Origin of the sequence: Mesorhizobium sp. BAC0120 (genome assembly GCF_033542235.1) — a bacterium.
GTDB lineage: Bacteria > Pseudomonadota > Alphaproteobacteria > Rhizobiales > Rhizobiaceae > JAWRCU01.
In genome coordinates, this window is sequence record NZ_JAWRCU010000006.1 from 1 (window position 1) to 19,514 (window position 19,514).

Sequence of the window (19,514 nt, forward strand, 5' to 3'; positions counted from 1 at the left end):
CAACCCTCCAGGTTCAGGTGGATGCGATCCGACGATCGGCGCCAATGGCCGGGTGGCCACCCGGCCATTGGCGTCCCTTGCGAGACCCGTCTTCGTACACAATTTCCAATGCAAGGTGGATCGGCGCGAAGCGCCGAGACGGTTGAGGGGTACTCGTAGAGCGCAACGCTGCCGAAAAGCGCGCTATCGCCAAAGCTTAGCGCTGGGTCTGCGCGTAGTCGAAGCCGCTACGCCGCGCCCGGATAGTTGGGGCTCTCTCGCGTAATCCCGACGTCGTGCGTGTGGCTTTCGCGCAGGCCTGCGTTGGAGATGCGCACGAAGACGGCCTTCTCACGCAGCTCGGCGAGGTCGTGCGCGCCGACATAGCCCATCGCGGCACGCAGGCCGCCTGCGAGCTGATGAAGGACGCCCGAGACCGGGCCCTTGTAGGGTACCTGACCTTCGATGCCTTCCGGCACCAGCTTCAGCGTGTCGCGCACCTCGGCCTGGAAATAGCGGTCGGCCGAGCCGCGCGCCATGGCGCCGACGGAGCCCATCCCGCGATAGGCTTTAAACGAACGGCCCTGGTGGAGGTAGACCTCGCCGGGGCTTTCGTCCGTTCCGGCGAGCAGCGAGCCGATCATGGCGGCAGAAGCGCCTGCAGCGAGCGCCTTGGCCAGGTCGCCTGAATATTTGATGCCGCCGTCTGCGATCACGGTCACGCCCGATTTATGGGCCGCTTCGACCGCCGACATGATGGCCGAAAGCTGTGGCACGCCGACACCGGCCACGATGCGGGTGGTGCAGATCGAGCCCGGCCCGATGCCGACCTTCACGGCATCGGCGCCGGCGTCGATCAACGCCTGGGTGCCGTCTACGGTCGCGACATTGCCGGCCATGATGCGGACCGAGTTCGACAGCTTCTTGACCCGCGTGACGGCGTCAAGCACCCGCTGCGAATGGCCGTGTGCCGTGTCGATGACGAGCAAGTCGACGCCGGCGTCGATCAGCCGCTCGGCGCGCTCGAAGCCGTCGGCGCCGACGCTGGTCGCCGCGGCCACGCGGAGCCGGCCCTGCGCATCCTTCGCCGCGTTCGGGTTGAGCTGCGACTTCTCGATGTCCTTCACCGTGATCAGGCCGACGCAATTGCCTGAGGGGTCGACCACGAGCAGCTTCTCGATGCGGTGCTGATGGAGCAGGCGCTTGGCTTCATCCTGCTCCACATTCTCCTTCACGGTGACGAGGCTGTCCTTGGTCATCAGCTCGCGGACCTTCTGCGCCGGGTCCGAGGCGAAGCGCACGTCGCGGTTGGTGAGGATGCCCACCAGCCTGCCGGTCTTCTGCCCGCCCGTTCCGCCATTCTCGACCACCGGAATGCCGGAGATGCCATGGGCGCGCATCAGCGCGCGGGCGTCGGCCAGCGTCGCCTCCGGTCCGATCGTCACCGGATTGACGACCATGCCGGACTCGAACTTCTTGACCTGGCGGACCTCCTCGGCCTGCTCGGCAGGCGACAGGTTGCGGTGGATGACGCCGATGCCGCCGGCCTGAGCCATGGCGATCGCGAGCCGCGATTCCGTCACGGTGTCCATCGCCGCCGACAAAATCGGGGTGTTCAAATCAATGTCGCCGGCGATCCTGGTGCGGATGTCCGTCTCACCCGGCAGCACCTCCGAGTGAGCGGGCTGCAGGAGCACGTCGTCGAAGGTGAGCGCAAGAGCGCCGGTCGCGGTTTCAATGATTTTCGCCATGGCCAAACCCCGGATAATAGCAAAGGGCGCGGAGCGACGAGCACCGCGCCGATTCGGATGTTCCCTTTCAGGATTGGCGGTGGCTGGTACCACGATCCGCCGAGGATGGGAAGACGATGCCGCCGGATGCAATGCGGCGTGAGGTCCATTCGGTCGGACGCGGTCATCGGACCTTCGTTGGAAGCTCAACGAGTCCAGTTGCCGGCTTAGCCTGCTCAGCCGAACTCGACGTTTGCCGTCACGAACGAGCCGGCGCGCCAAACTCAACGTATTGTAAAACTCAGCCGACCTATTGCATGCGTCGGCCGTCTCCCCCTCGCATTTGGTCATGAGATCGCCGCGCAGGAGGCACGAGATGAACGTGCCGCGCATCTGCCTGTCCGGCTCCCCCAGGCGCCCCGGACGCGCTTGGGAGGACGCGCGTCCGGGATGCCCGGCCCCCTGTTTCGGTCTCGGCCCTTGAGCGTGCTCACCGGTGCTCTCGTCGCCCGGCCAATCTTGGATCGTCCGGCCGCCGGGGCAACCCGCCATGCCGTGGCCTGCCTAAGTCTCTGGTTAGCAAATTCTTTCTCGACGAATCGACAATATGAGTCTCGCCACAGATGGACGGGGATGTATTTCAAGAAAGTTCGGGGTCTTTGCAGGAAAGTACGATTGCCGACTGCTGATTTGCAGCTTGATGCAGGTGCCACCTGAACGTTGCGGTGGCCGCCTCCGGGTATCGGCAAGCCGGAATTCGTGCAGATGCGACGTCTTTGGTGCGCCAGAATATGTAACGCCACGGCGAAGGAGCATGTCTGCCCGGACGATGACGCATGCCGAGCACCCGCCGTCGCCAGATTTCAGGGCGCGGGGCCCAGCTGCGTCGGGGTCATGCGCCGGTATTTCTTCATCGTCGCCGTCAAGTGGCTCTGGCTCGAGAAACCGCTGGCGTAGGCGACTTCCGCAATCGCCAGATTGCCTCCGAGGAGAAGCCGTTCGGCAAAATCCAGGCGCAAGTCGACCAGATATCGATGTGGCGCCGCTCCGAAACTCTTGGTGAAGGCGTGAATGAAGTGTTTGGGGGAAAGGTCGACGAGCGCCGCGAGTTCCTGGACCGACGTCTGCCGCGTGAAGTTCTCGTTGAGATAATCCCGTACCTTTCGCGCGTCGTCACCGCTCAGTCCGCCTTTCACCTGACGGGGCGGCTTTTTCTGCAAAGTGTAGTTGCGGAGCAGGTGGATGCCGAACAAGGTGATCAGCGTATCCGCATAGAGCACGCTGCCGCCTTCTCTGAGATCGGCCCGGAGCAGCTGGGCGATGCTCAAGGCGGTCGTGTCGATAGTGCCGAACGGCGGCGGAACAAGCTCGGCATCGCCCGAACCGATTTCCTGCTCGGCCAGTTCGCGAAGGCCCGCCTCCGTGAACGCGATGACCGCAACCTCCATTACCTCCGGCCACTCCCAGCTGTTTGCGACGTTGGCGGGATTGACGACAATCTGCCCTATCGGAGCGTCGAATTCGCGTGGCTGGTCGCTCCCTAGCCGGGCTCTGACCCGCAGCGCAGGCGCAAGCATGACAGCGGCAAAATGGTGCCTGGAGATCAAGAGCCGGGATCCCGGAGGGCGAACGCAATAAAAAGCGGCCCCTCGCGGTGTGGCTATTCGCGGTCCCACGTCGGCAGGAATCGCGTCAAGAATTTCGTCGATCGCCCGTTGATGGTCACCTCCGGAGGCGAACTCCGGATCAATTCCAGCACCTGACATTCCGGCAGCGCAATGCGATCGGAGCCTGCATTTGCCGGTGGCCGAAACCCCGAAAACACAGTCACCGCAGTGGGTAACCCCTCTTCGCCCCTGGTCCGTCCTGCCCGGGCGCACGATACAAGAATGGTTTCCGCATTGAAAGATAATTTGCTAAGTAATTTTTGGTGACTGGAGCCGGGATCAGGTCGACAGAGCCTGGCAGCAACGACTTTCGATAAGTCTTGCCCTGCGCAATGCTGCCCACCAGCAGTCGTGCAGAGACGTGCATGAGAAATCTGTGCTAATTTCACGAGCGAACCGGCGAAATTGACTCCGCAAGTGCGCTGACGCGCCAAGGGTTTCCGGCCCACACGGCAAGTGCAGCATTGATTCTTGCCGTCGTGGGAGACTGCTGGATGGCAGATAATTCCGAACAGAAGCTGTCCTTGTTCGCGTTGACCGCGATGGTGGTCGGATCGATGGTCGGCGCTGGAATTTTCTCGCTGCCCCGGACCTTCGGAAATGCCACCGGTCCGTTCGGCGCCATCGTCGCCTGGTGCATCGCCGGCGTGGGGATGTTCACTCTTGCCCGGGTGTTCCGTGTGCTCGCGGAACGCAAGCCTCACCTCGACGCCGGCGTCTATGCTTATGCAAAGGCCGGTTTCGGTGACTATGCGGGCTTCCTGTCGGCTTTCGGCTACTGGCTGGTCGGCTGTATCGCCGACGTCTCCTACTGGGTGCTGATCAAGGCGGCGCTCGGCGCCTTCTTTCCGATCTTCGGGAACGGCGACACGATTGCTGCCGTGCTCGTCTCCTCGATCGGACTGTGGCTCTTCCACTTCATGATCCTGCGGGGCGTGAAGGAAGCGGCGACCATCAACACCGTCGTCACGGTGGCGAAGGTCATTCCGATCCTGGTCTTCATCGTGATCCTGGTCGGCGCGTTCAAAGCCGGTCTCTTTCGCGACAATTTCTGGGGCGGTGAAGGCATGTCGGCGAGCCTCTCCGAGCAAGTTCGCGCCACGATGATGGCGACGGTTTTCGTGTTCATCGGCATCGAGGGCGCCAGCGTCTATTCGCGATACGCCCGAAAGCGATCCGACGTAGGCGTGGCTACGACGCTGGGTTTCATCGGCGTGCTCTGCCTGATGGTGCTGGTGACGCTGCTGCCCTACGCGGTGCTGGAACGGGCGGAAATCGGGGCGATGCGGCAGCCGTCGATGGCTTCGGTGCTGGAAGCCGTCGTCGGGCCGTGGGGCTCTATCTTCGTCAGCGTCGGCCTGATCGTTTCCGTGCTCGGCGCCTATCTAGCCTGGTCGCTGATCTGCGTGGAGGTGCTGTTTTGCGCGGCAAAGAGCGGAGATATGCCGAGCATCCTCGCAAGAGAGAACAGCAATAAGGTCCCTGCTCCGGCGCTTTGGCTGACCAACTGCGTCATTCAGCTCTTTCTGATCAGCACGCTGTTCTCGCAGGACGCATTCAGGCTGATGCTCGAGCTGACGAGCTCGATGGTGCTGGTTCCTTATCTGCTCGTGGCAGCATACGGGTTTCTTCTAGCGAAACGTGGCGAAACGTATGACATCGAACCGGGAGAGCGGATCAGCGATCTTATCTTCGCGGGTATCGCGACGCTTTATGCAGCGTTCCTGATTTATGCCGCCGGCGTGAAATTCCTTCTACTTTCCGCCATACTGTACGCGCTCGGAAGCGTCCTCTACTTCCGAATCAGGCATGAGCAAAAGAAGCGGCTATTCAGCCCGATTGAATGGCTAATCTTTACCGGCGCAGTGATCGGCGCCATTGCCGGCGTTTATGGTCTCTTCGCTGGTTATATTACTTTGTAAGTCAATAATTCCCAGAGAATCCAGGCCATTCGCCGACAATGCAGCCGAAGGCGTTGCTCGACGCAGGCTCACTGACAGATTTGTCAGGTGATTTCAGCGAACAATCAAGAAAAAACCTTTAGCAATTTTTTGAATTACACGTTAACATTCCGATCACAGAATGGCGCGGGGGCCTTCTAAAGAAGGGTGTCTCATGGAGACGCCTACATCGTTCGCGCCGTACGAAGCAGGCTTCGTACCAATCAGCCCCCTTCCACCACCCGAGCGGGTGATGGAACTGGGAACCGAGGCATATCGCCGCTTCAAACCCCGTCCCGACCGACGGAATCAGCAAGTTTATCCATTCGGAGCGTTAGCGGATCCGTCCGTTGCTGCGCCGGAATGAACGATTCTGTTTATCGACGAGCCCAGGAGTGGTGCGATGGCGACCAAGGCTGATCAGAAACTATCCCTGCTCGCATTGACCGGGATGGTGGTCGGGTCGATGGTCGGGGCCGGTATTTTCAACCTGCCCGGCCGGTTCGCCACGGCGACGGGACCGTTCGGCGCCATCATCGCCTGGGCGATCGCCGGCACCGGCATGTATATGCTCGCACGTGTCTTTCAGGCGCTGGCCGAGAAGAGGCCCGACATCGACTCGGGCGTCTTCGCCTATGCCAAGGCCGGTTTCGGCGACTATATGGGCTTCCTGTCCGCCTTCGGCTACTGGCTCGGCAGTTGCCTCGGCAACGTCTTCTACTGGGTGCTGATCGGCTCGACGCTCGGACGCTTTTTCCCCGAGATCTTCGGGGATGGCAGCAGCGCCATCGCGATCATCGTCTCGCTGATCGGCATCTGGGCGTTCCATTTCATGATCCTGCGCGGCGTCGAGCAGGCAACCTTCATCAACACCATCGTCACCTTCGCCAAGATCGTGCCGCTCCTCGTAGCCGTCCTCGCCTTCATCATCTACTTCAGCTACCCGCAGTTCTCGGAAAACTTCTTCGGCGGCGTGGGCATGCCAGAGAAATCGCTGGTGGCGCAGGTACGCGACACCATGCTCATCACCGTCTTCGTGTTTTTGGGAATCGAGGGCGCAAGCGTCTATTCGCGCTACGCCAGCAAGCGCTCGGACGTGGGCACCGCCACCATCCTCGGCTTCGTCGCGGTGACCGGCCTGATGGTAGCCATCACGCTGCTGCCCTATGCGACGGCGCCTCGTTCGGCGATCGCTGGAGTGCAGAACCCCTCGCTTGCCGGGGCTCTGGAGCTGGCCGTCGGGCATTGGGGAGCGATACTGATCTCGATCGGCGTGCTGGTTTCGGTGCTTGGAGCCTATCTGGCCTGGTCGCTCATCTGCGCCGAGGTTCTGTTCGCGGCGGCCAAGTCGAGCGACATGCCGAAGCTGTTCGCGGCGCAGAACGGCAACCGCGTCCCCGCAAACGCGCTGTGGCTGACCAACATCATCGTTTCGCTCTTCGTCATCTCCACCTACTGGTCCCGCGACGCCTTCAACTTCATGCTCGACATGACCAGCGTGACGGCGCTGCTGCCCTACCTGCTGGTTGCAGGCTACGGCGTTCTGCTTGCTCGCAGCGGCGTCGGCTACGAAACGGCCCCGGACGAGCGCGGGCGCGACCAGTTCTTCGCCTGGGTCGCCGTCGTCTACACACTGTTCATGTTCGTCGCCGCCGGCCTGAAATACGTGCTGCTGGTGGCCGTGCTCTTCGTACCGGGCACCGTTCTCTACTTCTGGGCGCGGCGCGAGCAGAAGGCACGCCTATTCACCCCCGTCGAGCTGGTCGTCTTCGGCGTCACCGTTGCCGCCGGTTTGATTGGCTTCTTCGGGCTCTTGACCGGCATCATCACTCCTTGAGCTAAAGGATAAGGAGCCTCCCATGGAAACCCCGTTCGGCGTTCACTCCGAGGTGGGCCAGCTGCGCAAGGTGCTGGTCTGCGCGCCCGGCCGCGCGCACCAGCGGCTCACCCCGACCAACTGCGATGCGCTGCTGTTCGACGACGTGCTGTGGGTCGATGTCGCCAAGCGCGACCATTTCGACTTCATCACCAAGATGCGCGACCGCGGCGTCGACGTCGTCGAGATGCACAATGCGCTCGCTGAGACCGTCGCGATCCCCGAGGCCAGGAAATGGATCCTCGACAACCAGGTCGTGCCGAACCAGCTCGGCCTGGGCCTCATCGACGAGATCCGCAGCTATCTCGAGGGCCTCACCGATCGCGAGCTGGCCGAGACCCTGATCGGCGGGCTATCGACCGTTGAATTCCCCGAGGCCATCGGCGGCGAGATGCTGGAGCTCATCCGCGACGCCGCCGGCACCGCCGAATATCTGTTGCCGCCGCTTCCCAACACGCTCTACACCCGCGACACCACCTGCTGGATCTATGGCGGGGTGACGCTCAACCCGCTCTACTGGCCGGCCCGCCACGAGGAGCCGATCCTCGCCGCGGCCATCTACAAGTTCCATCCCGACTTTGCCGGCAAGGTCAATGTGTGGTGGGGCGATCCGACCAAGGACTGGGGCCTTGCCACGCTCGAGGGCGGCGACGTCATGCCGATCGGCAAGGGCAATGTGCTGATCGGCATGAGCGAGCGCACCTCGCGCCAGGCGATCAGCCAGCTCGCGGCAACCCTGTTCGAGAAGGGCGCCGCCCACCGCGTCATCGTCGCGGCGATGCCGAAGCTGCGCGCGGCCATGCATCTCGACACCGTGTTCACCTTCGCCGACCGCGACTGCGTGCTGATCTATCCCGACATCGTCGACAAGATCGAGGCGTTCTCCTACCGGCCGGGCGACAAGCCGGGCACCGTCGAGCTGCACAGAGACGGGCGCCCGTTCGTGGAGACGGTGCGCGATGCGCTCGGCCTCAAGCAGATGCGCGTCGTCGAGACGGGCGGCAGCGACTATATGCGCGAGCGCACCCAATGGGACAGCGGCGCCAATCTGGTCTGCGTCTCGCCCGGCGTGGTCTTCGCCTATGACCGCAACGCCTACACCAACACGCTGCTGCGCAAGGCCGGCATCGAGGTGATCACCATCGCCGGGGCCGAGCTCGGCCGCGGCCGCGGCGGCGGCCATTGCATGACCTGCCCGATCATCCGGGACGCAGTGGACTATTAGTAGACGAGCGCGTTGCGACGATCTGAAAAGGGGCGCCGGCCATGGCAGGAATTTCAGTCAGGCAACCGAGGGTAGATGGCGCCGCCACAGAGGGAGTCGACTACGAGCGCAGAGCCGTATCTCTGCACTCGCGGTGGGGATGGTTTCTCGCTCTGGGCGTGGTCATGGGGCTGGGCGGGGCTTTGGCCGTCATGCTTCCTGCTGTCTCCACATTCGCCACAAGCGTCGTCCTTGGCATTGTCCTTGCGCTCGCCGGCGTGGTGAAGATGGTGCAATCCTTGCAGGTCAAGGAGTGGAGCGGATTCATCTGGCAGGAGCTGACGGGCGCCGTCGAAGTCGTCGGCGGCATCCTGATCTATTTCAGTCCGCTGAAGGGCGCTCTTGCGATCACCCTTCTGATCGCCCTGGTATTTTTCGTACAGGGCATCCTGCAGATCGCGCTCGCCGCAGCCGTACGCAAGCAGGATGGCTGGCACTGGTTCGCTGTCTCCGGGCTGGTTGCGCTGGCAGCCAGCGCAGCACTCGCGTTGAAGCTGCCACACACGACGGCCTACGAACCAGGGGTCGTCGCCGGCATTTCTCTGCTTGTCGCTGGCGGCGCATATATCGCCATCGCGCTCACCATGCGCAGGGCACGGCCATGAAGGCGGGGCTCGAAACATCGGGGCAGGACTGCCCGGCCGGAATGCGGCGGGGGCGTGCCAGCATGCGCACCGTTATCGCCGGCCTGATAGGCGCCGCAACCCTTTATGTCGGCTCGATCGCCTTCGCCCAGCAGGCCAGGCAGGCGATGCCGCCGCCTGCCGTCGTTGTCGAGAAGGTGAAAGTCGAGCAGGTGAGCAACCCCGCACGGTTCACCGCTCGCGTCGAGGCGATCCAAGCAGTCGACATCCGGGCTCGCGTCACCGGGTTTCTGCGCTCCGTCGACTTCAGGGACGGCCAGGAGGTGAAAGCCGGAGACACGCTTTTCGAAATCGAACCGGATCAGCTCGAAGCCTCGGTCGCGTCCGCGCGGGCGCAGGTCGAGCGTGCCGAGGCCACACGCATCTCGGCCGAAAGGACTCTTGCGCGCAACCGTGATCTGTTTGCCCGAAACACCGTCTCGAAGGCGGTGCTGGACGATGCGCAGGCCGGTTTCGACGTCGCCGCCGCGGATGTCCAGGTTGCCCAAGCGGCGCTGAATACCGCCCAGCTCAACCTCTCCTACGCCAGCATCAAGGCACCGATCTCCGGCAGTATCGGTCGCGCGACGTTCACGGTCGGCAATCTCGTCGGACCGGATACTGGGTCGCTCGCGCGGATCGTGGGCCTGGATCCGGTTCGCGTCGCCTTTACCCTGACCGAGGGATTGCTCGTCACGGTTCGACAACAGGAGGCGGGCGGCAGCACGGTTGATCCGAATGCACTCAAGCTGTCGCTGCGTCTTGCGAATGGCACGGACTACGACCAGCCTGGTCGAATCGAATTCGTCGAAAACGAGGTCGACCCGCAGACCGGAACGGTCGCGGCCCGTGCGATCTTTCCCAATCCTCACCACGTCCTCATCCCGGGGCAGTTCGTCACTCTGTCGGTTGAGGAAAAGAACATACCCAGCCTGCCGGTCGTACCTCAGGCCGCAGTGCTGCAGGATCGCGAGGGCCGGTTCATATATCTGCTCGGCAAGGACAATACGGTCTCGCAAAGGCGTATCGATACCGGCGCACGCGTCGGCAACGGATGGGCCGTAACCGCCGGCCTGAACGGAGGCGAACAGGTCGTCGTCCAGGGCATCCAGCGTCTCGCCGACGGCATGACGGTTCAGCCGAGCGAAGGCCAGCCAGTCGGCGGCGGTTCATGATCTCCGATCTGTTCATCACTCGGACCCGGATGGCGATCGTCATTTCGATCGTGATCTCGATCGCCGGCGCCATCGCGCTCTTCGCGCTGCCGGTGCAGCAGTTTCCGCAGGTCACCCCGCCGACGGTCACGGTTTCCGCCACCTACCCCGGCGCCAGCGCCGAGGTCATTGCCGATGTCGTGGGCGGGCCGCTGGAGTCGGCCATCAATGGCGTCGACAACATGATGTACATGTCCTCGACGAGCTCCAATGCCGGGCAGTATTCGCTTTCCGTGACCTTCGAGGTGGGCACGGATCCGAACATAGCGCAGGTCAACGTTCAGAACCGGGCGCAACTGGCCATTTCCCAGCTGCCGGCCGCAGTGACCCAGCAAGGCGTGTCGGTGCGGACGCGATCGCCCGACTTCGTGCTCGGCATTGCCTTCTATTCGCCGGGCGACGAGCTCAGCGCGCTCGAGATCACCAATTTCGCCGCGACGACCATCGTCGATGCGCTGTCGCGCATCAAAGGCGTCGGAGAGGCCTCCGTCGTCGGCGCCTCCGAATATTCGATGCGCGTCTGGCTCAATCCGACACAGATGGATGCCCTCGGCATCACGGCCGACGACGTGGCGGCCGCGATCCGGCAGCAGAATATCCAGGCGTCGCTCGGCCAGGCCGGAGCTCCGCCGACGAATGAAGGTACGGAGCTGCAGTATACGCTGGTAGCCCAGGGCCGGCTCGTGAGTCCGGAAGAATTCGGCAATATCGTTGTCCGCACGGGCGCGGCCGGAGCGGTTGTTCGGCTGCGCGATATCGCTCGTATAGAGCTCGGTGCGCGGAGCTACTCGTCCAGCGCGCGCTTCGGCGGGCACGAAGCGGCAATGCTGCAGATAAACCAGGCGCCTGGGGCCAACGCCATCCAGACCGCCAATGCGGTGCTCGCCGAGTTGCAACGCCTCTCACCGAGGTTCCCGCCCGGCCTTCAATACGAGGTCGTCTATGATGCGACACGCTTCGTCACGGCAAGCATCTCGCTGATCGTGCGGATCCTCGTCGAGGCCTTCCTCATCGTGCTCCTCATCACCTTCCTGTTCCTGCAGGACTGGCGTGCCACCCTGGTTTCGGCAATGGCCATCCCTGCCTCGATGCTCGGCGCGATGGCCGTCCTGCTCGCATTCGGCTATTCGATAAACACGATCTCGCTGCTCGCCTTGGTGCTGGCGATAGGATTGGTCGTGGACGACGCGATCCTGGTCGTCGAGAACGTCAAGCATGTCATGGAGGACGACCCCGAGATCGATACGGCGAGCGCCGCGCGCAAGGCGATGGGGCAGATCACTGGGCCGATCATCTCCACGACCCTGGTGCTGCTTGCAGTGGTGACGCCGACGGCGTTCCTGCCCGGCATAAACGGCCAGCTCTACCGACAATTCGCCGTCACATTGTCGGCAGCGCTGGTGCTCTCGTCCATCGTCGGCCTGACCCTCAGCCCGGCGCTCAGTGCAATACTGCTGAAGCGTGGAAAGGGTGGATACAAGCGCGGCCCGCTCGGCTGGTTCTCGCGCATGGTGAACAAGACCCGCGACGGCTACGGCCGGGTCGTCGGTTTTCTGGTGCGCGTGTGGATCATACCGCTTGCCGCGCTTACCGCCTGCTTCCTCGCCGCCTTTCTCCTGTTCACGCGCCTGCCCGCAACCTTTCTCCCGGACGAGGACCAGGGCGCGCTATTCCTGGATATCCAGCTCCCGGACGCTGCCTCGCTCGACCGCACGCGAGCAATCGTCAACGAGATCGAGCAGACGCTGACGAGGACGGAAGGCGTTGAAAACGTCATTTCCATTGCCGGCCGCAGCATGCTGCAGGGGGCCCTTGCGCCGAACGGAGCCATGATCGTCGTGGCGCTGGATCCGTGGGACAAGCGCACCACGCCGGAGCTGCAGCTCAATGCCATCCTCGCCAAGCTCAGGGCGCAGTTCTCGACTATCCCTGGCGCTATCGTCTCGGTCTTCGCACCCCCGGCCATCTCCGGCATAGGTGCGGTCGGCGGCCTCGACTTGCGCCTGCAGGCGCTGCAGGGCCAACGCCCCGAAGAGATCGCGCAGGTGGTCCGCGCGTTCGTCTCACAGATCAACCAGCAGCCGGAGATCGGCGGCGTGGCGACGACTTTCAGCGCGGACGTGCCGCAGATCTATGTCGATGTCGACCGGACCCGCGCCGAACAGCTGGGGGTGAGCGTCTCAGACATATATTCGACGATCGGCGCCAATTTCGGCTCGCGTTACGTGAACGATTTCACGCTCCAGGGTCGCGTCTTCCAGGTCAACCTTCAGGCTGATGCAGAGCATCGCGCGGACGCCGAGGATCTCCTCAATCTCCATGTGCGCAGCCGGACCGGCGCCATGGTCCCGCTGAGGACGGTGGTATCCACGACTACCGTTCTGGCGCCCTTCGTCATCTCTCGCTACAATTTGTCGACGGCGGCACAGATCAACGGACAGGCCGCACCCGGCGGCAGCTCCGGCGCCGCCATGGATGCCATCGAGCGGGTAGCCGCTGAGGCGTTGCCGGCCGGCTACGGCTATGAATGGTCAGGCCTCTCGTTCCAGGAACGGCGCAGCGCCGGACAGGAGCCGATCATCTTCGGCCTGGCCTTTCTGTTCGCCTATCTTTTTCTGGTGGCGCAATATGAAAGCTGGACGCTGCCCATCGCCGTCATCCTGTCGCTGGGGGCGGCTCTGTTCGGCGCGACTGCTGCCCTCATGCTGTTTGGGTTGCAGAACAGCCTCTATGCGCAGATCGCCATCGTGCTCCTGATCGGGCTTGCTTCGAAAAACGCCATCCTGATCGTCGAATTCGCCAAGGAGCGCCACGAGGAGGGACGATCGGTCGCCGAGGCCGCACAGCTCGGCGCCGAGCAGCGTTTCCGTGCCGTGATGATGACGGCAGTGTCCTTCATCTTCGGCATCGTGCCCCTCGCGATAGCAACCGGCGCCGGCGCCGGCGCCGGCCGAGCGGTGGGCGTGACCATCCTGGGCGGCATGATTGGCGCGACGACCATCGGACTGTTCGTCATCCCGACCTTGTTCGCTGTGATCGAGCGGCTTGCCGAACGGGCTTCCAAGCGACCGAAAATGAAGCTCGAAGCTGCGAAGGTGGGCGACAGCAGCCCTAAATCCAGGCGTCGAGTTGAGACCCAGAACAGATGAAAGTCATTCATGCTGCTCCGTCTCTCTGCTATTGCAGCGTGATCTTATCGGAAAAGGCTGCTGCTTTGCAGAATCATGCTCTATGCTAGGCTTGGACTTTGTGGTGAGGAGGAAAAGATGACTACTTACGATTCTGGAACGTCCACGGCCCTCTACGTGCCCCCGACCTGGCTTCGCGTCCTGCTCGGGATCGTCCTTATTCTCGGAGGATTGTTCGTGCTGGGCGACATCGGGCTGGCCACGCTGGTCAGCACGCTGTTCATCGGCTTTACCGCAATTGTCGTGGGTGCATTCGAAATCATCCACGCCTTCTGGACAAAAGGCTGGGGCGGCTTCGTCTGGCATATCCTGCTCGGCGTCCTCTACATCATCTTCGGCTGGATGGTGGTGAACCAGCCCGTATCGGGCGCGCTGATCCTTACCTTTGCGCTGGGGCTCATCTTCCTGGCGTCGGGCATCGTGCGGATCATCGTCGCGTTCAGGCATTGGGCCGAGGCCGGCTGGCTGCTGCTCGTCTCGGGCATATTCAGCATACTGGCCGGTCTCATCATTCTCTCGGGATGGCCGGCGAGCAGTATCTGGGTGCTTGGGCTGCTCCTCGGCATCGACCTTATTTTGCATGGAGTGGCCTGGCTGACCTATGCCTGGGCTCCTTCGGCGAGAACGGCCTGACTTTCATACGACGGTCGGCTTGCGGTCCTGATCGCCAGGCCGGCCGCATATCGCCGCGCATTGTCCCGGGCTTTGCGGCGCCGTGGGGCCGGGCAGGAGATGCGACTGCGTCTGCTGTCCGATATGACGCCTGACAATGGAGAATGGCATGTTTTCATGCTCAGCAGCTACTGAGGCCACGGCCGCCCACGCTGTATGCCTCTGCCACAGACCGGAAATTCGCTACGTTACCGATCGCGTCAATGCCGGGTTTTCGCGGCGCGGCTTCATGACTGGGATCGCAGCGTCGGTGGCCGGCTTCGGTCTGGGGACAAGCGCATTTGCGCAGCTCCAGCAGCAAGGCGCCTCGGGCCCCGCCCGACCATTGCTCTTCACCAATATCCGTCTGTTCGACGGCATCTCTCCCTCGCTGCGGGAGGGCGTCCAGGTGCTCGTAGACGGAAACAGGATTAAGTCGGTGCATAGCGGCGGCGAAGCCGCGCCCGAGAACGCGATGACAATCGATGGCGGCGGCCGCGTGCTTATGCCTGGCCTGATTGACGCCCACACACACCTGACGTTGGCGACCGTTCCCTTGCAGGTGGCGCTAACCGGCGATCTCAATTACCTAATGTTGCGCGCCGCCAAGGGCGCCAGCGAATTCCTGATGCAGGGGTTCACCACCGCCCGGGACGTCGGCGGGCCTGTGTTTGGCCTGAAGCAAGCCATTGACGACGGCACTATCGTCGGCCCTCGCATCTGGCCGGCAGGGGCGATGATATCGCAGACTTCCGGCCATGGAGACTTTCGCACGCTCCATGACTTGCCGCGTGCGAATTTCGACCCCCTGCATTTCTCCGAGACCAGCGGAACGGCCGCCATCGCCGACGGTGTGGACGAGGTGCTCCGCCGGACGCGCGAGCAGCTGTTCCTGGGCGCGAGCCACATAAAGCTGATGGCGGGCGGAGGCGTCACCTCCGATCATGATCCCCTCGATTCCACGCAATATACCGAACCGGAACTCCGCGCGGCGGTCGAGGCGGCTGATGGGTGGAATACCTACGTAACGGTTCATGCCTATACGCCGAAAGCCATTCGGCTTGCGATCGAGGCGGGCGTCAAATGCATCGAACACGGCCATCTGGCGGATGAGGCCACTGCCAGGCTGATCGCGGAGAAAGGCGTCTGGTGGAGCCTTCAGCCGTTTCTTGATGACGAGGACGCTACCCCATTTCCGGAGGGATCGCCCCAACGCGCTTCGGCGCTTCAGGTCTATAGCGGGACGGATACCGCCTACCAACTGGCGAAGAAGCACCAGGTCAAAACAGCTTTCGGCACCGACACGCTGTTTTCCGCGAAGATCGCGGCCCGCCAGGGTGCGCAGCTTGCCAAGCTGGTCCGCTGGCATACGCCGGCTGAAGTGCTGAAAATGGCCACAGCCGGAAACGGAGAACTGCTCGCCCTCTCAGGGCCGCGTAGCCCATATTCAGGCAAGCTTGGCGTCGTTGAAGAAAATGCCTTGGCCGATCTGCTGCTGCTCGAAGGCGATCCGCTGACCGACATCTCGCTGATCGCCGACCGTAACAACATCCGGGTCATCATGAAGGACGGCCAGATCTACAAGAACACGCTTTGAGTTATAGCTGCTGGGAAGTCCGGATCGCGATGCTTGCTCGGCGATCGTCAAGTTTCACTGCCGAGATTATCGGCAGTCCCTCCCGAGAGCAGCACGGCAAGCCATCTGCTCGATGGATCCTGCGCGCAATAGACGATGAAGGCTATCAGGATAGGCACACCAATGAAGGCGCCCGCCAGACCCCACAGGTAGCTCCAGAAGAAAACGGCGAAAATCACCGCGAAGGGCGAGATCTTCAGTGATGCGCCGGCGAGCAATGGCTCGAGATAGCTGCCGATGATGAACTGAATGATGTTGAGGCCGACGAAGACGATGACCGCCATCTGCCAGGATTCGAATTGCGCGATGGCAAATACTGTTGGGAACATGGTCGCGATCAGCGGCCCGAGGAACGGGATGTAGTTCAGGACAAAGGCGAGCGCACCCCAGGCCGCGGCAAGCTCGAGCCCCGCGAGCAGCGCAAACCCCCAGACCACGAAACCGGTCAGCACGCTCGCGAAGCTGCGCACGACCATGAAGCGACGCAATTTGGCGCCGATCTCGTGGTTTGCCCTTAGCATTTTCTCGCCGAGGGGTTGAGCAGCCGGACGGCGAAGGCGCATGTTGAAGTCGTCGACCTCGAGCAGGCCGAGCATAACAAAGACGAAAACAAGCAGGGCGAAGCCGGCGAAGCCGTTCACTCGACCTGCGATGCCTTGCACGAAGCCGATCAGCCAGGTCACGTTGAACCGATCGGTCACAGGACCGACGATGGCGATGCCGTGCCCCTCCAGCCAGTCGACCCACTCGGTGTAGACCGCCTGAAAGCGAGCGGCGTTGAGGAAAAGCCATTGGGCAAGCTTGCTGAAGCCCCAGGCGGTCAGCGAACCCATGACGACGATTGCAGAAATGGTGATGCTGAGCGTGATCAGCAGCGCCAGCAGCTTCGGCATCCACCGCTGCAGCGCCGACTGGACCGGCCAGACCAGGGCAATCACGAATAGCGAGAAGGCAAGCGGCACGAAAATGGATTGAGCAAAGCGGAGCAGGGCGATGACAAGAATTGCCGTCGCCAGACGGCCGATCACCGGGTGGCCATTCATCTCAGGCTCGTATGAGGTTTCGGTAAGACATGCCCGATCCGCGTTTTCATAGTATTCTACATCGCGGAGGGCACCAAGGGGGAAACGATGGTTAAGAAAATCTGACAAATGAAAAGAAGCTGGCTCGGCAGGTTCTGGTATTCGTTCTCGGGAGGCGGCCTGCTTCTGGGGACGTTGTTCTTTGCGGCGTCGCTGACGCCGACACTGCTTCCACGCACGTTCCTGACGCAGGGCGTGCTCTCGGGAGCTTCTTTTGCGGCAGGATATGGCATCGGCGTGTTCGGCCGCTGGCTTTGGAACTACATGGAATTGCCGAAGCCAAGCGGCCGCACCTTGCGCATCGCCAACCTGGTGGCGGCCGGCTTTTGCGCCTCCGTCGCCGTCGCTTTCCTCTGGCAGGCTGCGCAGTGGCAGAATTCGATCCGCCAACTGATGGGCCTCGATCCGGTCCCGAGCGCGCATCCTCTCGAGGTCGGCTTGATCGCGCTCGCGACTTTCATAGTCCTGATTGCGCTGGCGCGGCTATTCGCGCTGACCTTCAGCGCCATATCGAAGTGGGTCGGCCGCTTCGTGCCGAGACGAGTGTCGGGTGTCATCGGCTTTGCTGCAGCGTTAGCGCTGTTCTGGTTGGCAATCAGCGGAGTGCTCTTCCGCGTTGCGCTGCATGCCGCCGACTCTTCCTACAGGGAGTTCGACGCCCTGGTCGAACCGGACACCGAGCAGCCTACCGACCCTTTGAAAACCGGCAGCAGCGCCTCACTGCTCGACTGGGACGACCTCGGGAGGGCGGGACGGGAATTCGTGTCTTCCGGGCCGACGGGCAAGGACATAAGCTCCTTCACGGGAAAGAATGCGCTCGAGCCCATCCGTGTCTATGTCGGGCTGCGATCCGGCGAAACGCCGGAAGAGCGCGCGAAGCTCGCGCTGGAGGAGTTGAAGCGCGTCGGGGGCTTCAAGCGCTCCATGCTCATCGTGGTGACGCCAACCGGCTCCGGCTGGGTCGATCCGGCCGGGATGAAAAGCATCGAATATCTGCAACACGGCGATGTGGCGAGCGTGGCCGTGCAATATTCCTATCTTGCGAGCTGGCTATCCCTGCTCACCGAGCCCGGTTACGGCACCGACGCTTCGCGCGCGCTTTTCAGGGAAGTCTACGGGTACTGGACCACGCTGCCCAGGGATAGCCGACCGAGGCTCTATCTCCACGGTCTCAGTCTCGGTGCCATGGATTCCGAGCAATCGACCGATGTGATCGAGGTGCTCGGCGATCCCTATAACGGCGCGTTGTGGAGCGGGCCGCCCTATGCGAGCAGGCTCTGGCGCTGGATCACCGCAAGCCGCAATCCCGGCTCGCCTGCCTGGCTGCCTCGGTTCCGGGACGGATCTTTCGTCCGTTTCATGAATCAGGATGGTGCAGCCCCTCAGTCTGGCTCGGGCTGGGGGCCGATACGGACCGTCTATCTCCAGTACGCCAGCGACCCCGTCACCTTCTTCGACTACCGCGACCTCTACCGCGAGCCGGATTGGATGAAGCCGCCGCGCGGGCCGGACGTATCGCCGCAACTCAGGTGGTACCCGGTCGTGACGTTCCTGCAGCTTGCGCTCGATATGGCCATGGCGACCACGACGCCGATCGGCTACGGCCATGTCTACGCGCCCGAGCACTACATCGACGCCTGGATTGCGGTGACGGATGTTCGAGACTGGTCTCAGCAGGAGATCATGCGGCTGAAACAGCATTTGGCCGAATCGGTGGCCCCGCCAAGCTGAACTTGGCAAAGCTCCACGCCTCTCGCCACCAGGGCGAAAGTCTCGACCGAGCGGCGCCTGTCGGCAATGTGCTCGAGCAGTCCGACCTCGTGCTCGGCTATCCGGACGAACTGGTGGGGCAGCTTGCCGACCGCATGACGGAGGCAGGTACCGGGCGGGTGCCTGTCGTCGACGGCGACGGCCGCCTGATCGGCCTCGTCGCACACAAGGACCTCCTGACGGCTCGCGCAAGGCGCATCGCCGAAGAGCGCGATCACTCGGCCAGACTGCGCCTGGGCATGAGCGCTCGCCTCAAGACGAATGCCGCTCGCCAGCCGCTTTCGTGACAATGGCGTCGACCATGGTCCACCCGGCAAGCAGGACCACGCCTGCTGGAAGAGCATCGATCCAGCCTTGGAAAAAGACGAGGGCCGCGACCAGCAGCGTGGACCAGGGTTTCCTCACAACTATCTCACGGAAGTCACACATTCTGAAAATCTAGCTGCCGAGAGCCTGAAGCCTGTCGAGACCAGCCGAAAAACCCTTCAGGGAGATCGACAGACCAAGCTCCTTGGCATCCGCTGATTGAACTCTCACGTGCAGAACGGTGCCGCTTTGAAGGGCGGCGATATACTCAGCGTCGAAGCTGAGCGGCACAACGCATCCTGCCGGCAGGCAGGTTGAAAACCTCAGGGGCGCCCTCTTCTGCCCATCGTCGATCTGAAGGATGACGCCGGCATCGAGCAGCAAGCCGAACGGCAGGATAAGATTGCCGGACAGCCCATTGTTGCCGTCCTTGCGCAACTCGATCGCCAGTATTCGTTGCCCGCTCTGTTGTGTCTGCTGCTGCGAGAGGGAACAGATGTGCTGCGGCGTGGCAGTTTGGCACGCGAGACGCCAATCCTGATAGGTTTCCTGAAGAGACGACGCTCCGCCCGGCAAGGAGGATCCCGG

Annotated in this window: 14 protein-coding genes; 10 read left to right on the forward strand and 4 right to left on the reverse strand. The window is 62.7% G+C overall.

What is annotated here, in order from left to right:
* Positions 1 to 227: 227 nt before the first annotated feature.
* The gene (guaB, locus tag SAZ10_RS15315; RefSeq protein ID WP_318610139.1) at positions 228 to 1,730 is read right to left on the reverse strand and encodes an IMP dehydrogenase; all 1,503 of its coding nucleotides are present in this window, start codon (positions 1,728 to 1,730) and stop codon (positions 228 to 230) included.
* A gap of 842 nt (positions 1,731 to 2,572) precedes the next feature.
* Entirely contained in the window at positions 2,573 to 3,316 is a 744-nt protein-coding gene (locus SAZ10_RS15320) for an AraC family transcriptional regulator (RefSeq protein WP_318610140.1), read from the reverse strand.
* Between the two features lie 554 nt (positions 3,317 to 3,870).
* Between SAZ10_RS15320 and SAZ10_RS15325 the strand changes: the two genes are divergently transcribed.
* From SAZ10_RS15325 to SAZ10_RS15360, 8 genes are all read left to right on the forward strand, one after another.
* On the forward strand, positions 3,871 to 5,298 hold the full coding sequence (locus SAZ10_RS15325) for a basic amino acid/polyamine antiporter (protein WP_318610141.1): 1,428 nt from the start codon (positions 3,871 to 3,873) through the stop codon (positions 5,296 to 5,298).
* Between the two features lie 421 nt (positions 5,299 to 5,719).
* Complete coding sequence (locus tag SAZ10_RS15330; protein WP_318610142.1) at positions 5,720 to 7,153, forward strand: basic amino acid/polyamine antiporter; 1,434 nt, start codon at positions 5,720 to 5,722, stop codon at positions 7,151 to 7,153.
* Positions 7,154 to 7,175: 22 nt separating this feature from the next.
* Positions 7,176 to 8,417, forward strand: a complete 1,242-nt coding sequence (locus tag SAZ10_RS15335; protein WP_318610143.1) for an arginine deiminase — start codon at positions 7,176 to 7,178, stop codon at positions 8,415 to 8,417.
* Between the two features lie 41 nt (positions 8,418 to 8,458).
* Positions 8,459 to 9,061, forward strand: coding sequence for an HdeD family acid-resistance protein (locus tag SAZ10_RS15340; RefSeq protein ID WP_318610144.1), 603 nt, complete (start codon positions 8,459 to 8,461; stop codon positions 9,059 to 9,061).
* A 62-nt stretch (positions 9,062 to 9,123) separates the two neighbouring features.
* Entirely contained in the window at positions 9,124 to 10,254 is a 1,131-nt protein-coding gene (locus SAZ10_RS15345) for an efflux RND transporter periplasmic adaptor subunit (protein ID WP_318610145.1), read from the forward strand.
* Positions 10,251 to 13,442, forward strand: coding sequence for an efflux RND transporter permease subunit (locus SAZ10_RS15350; protein WP_318610146.1), 3,192 nt, complete (start codon positions 10,251 to 10,253; stop codon positions 13,440 to 13,442). The genes SAZ10_RS15345 and SAZ10_RS15350 overlap by 4 nt, the downstream gene beginning before the upstream one ends.
* A 117-nt stretch (positions 13,443 to 13,559) precedes the next feature.
* A complete protein-coding gene (locus tag SAZ10_RS15355) occupies positions 13,560 to 14,114 on the forward strand; it encodes an HdeD family acid-resistance protein (protein ID WP_318610147.1) in 555 nt (184 codons plus the stop codon).
* A 268-nt stretch (positions 14,115 to 14,382) separates the two neighbouring features.
* A complete protein-coding gene (locus SAZ10_RS15360) occupies positions 14,383 to 15,729 on the forward strand; it encodes an amidohydrolase family protein (RefSeq protein WP_318610148.1) in 1,347 nt (448 codons plus the stop codon).
* A gap of 47 nt (positions 15,730 to 15,776) precedes the next feature.
* Here SAZ10_RS15360 and SAZ10_RS15365 read toward each other — a convergent pair whose 3' ends face one another.
* Positions 15,777 to 16,811, reverse strand: coding sequence for an AI-2E family transporter (locus SAZ10_RS15365; RefSeq protein WP_318610149.1), 1,035 nt, complete (start codon positions 16,809 to 16,811; stop codon positions 15,777 to 15,779).
* Between the two features lie 108 nt (positions 16,812 to 16,919).
* On the opposite strand from SAZ10_RS15365, the gene SAZ10_RS15370 reads away from it, so the two are divergent.
* Both SAZ10_RS15370 and SAZ10_RS15375 read left to right on the forward strand, forming a co-directional pair.
* Positions 16,920 to 18,581, forward strand: coding sequence for an alpha/beta hydrolase (locus SAZ10_RS15370; protein WP_318610150.1), 1,662 nt, complete (start codon positions 16,920 to 16,922; stop codon positions 18,579 to 18,581).
* 2 nt (positions 18,582 to 18,583) lie between these two features.
* Positions 18,584 to 18,907 (forward strand): CBS domain-containing protein, encoded by a 324-nt coding sequence (locus tag SAZ10_RS15375; RefSeq protein WP_318610151.1) that lies wholly within the window; start codon positions 18,584 to 18,586, stop codon positions 18,905 to 18,907.
* A gap of 151 nt (positions 18,908 to 19,058) precedes the next feature.
* Here SAZ10_RS15375 and SAZ10_RS15380 read toward each other — a convergent pair whose 3' ends face one another.
* Positions 19,059 to 19,502, reverse strand: a complete 444-nt coding sequence (locus SAZ10_RS15380; RefSeq protein WP_318610152.1) for an invasion associated locus B family protein — start codon at positions 19,500 to 19,502, stop codon at positions 19,059 to 19,061.
* Positions 19,503 to 19,514: the final 12 nt, after the last annotated feature.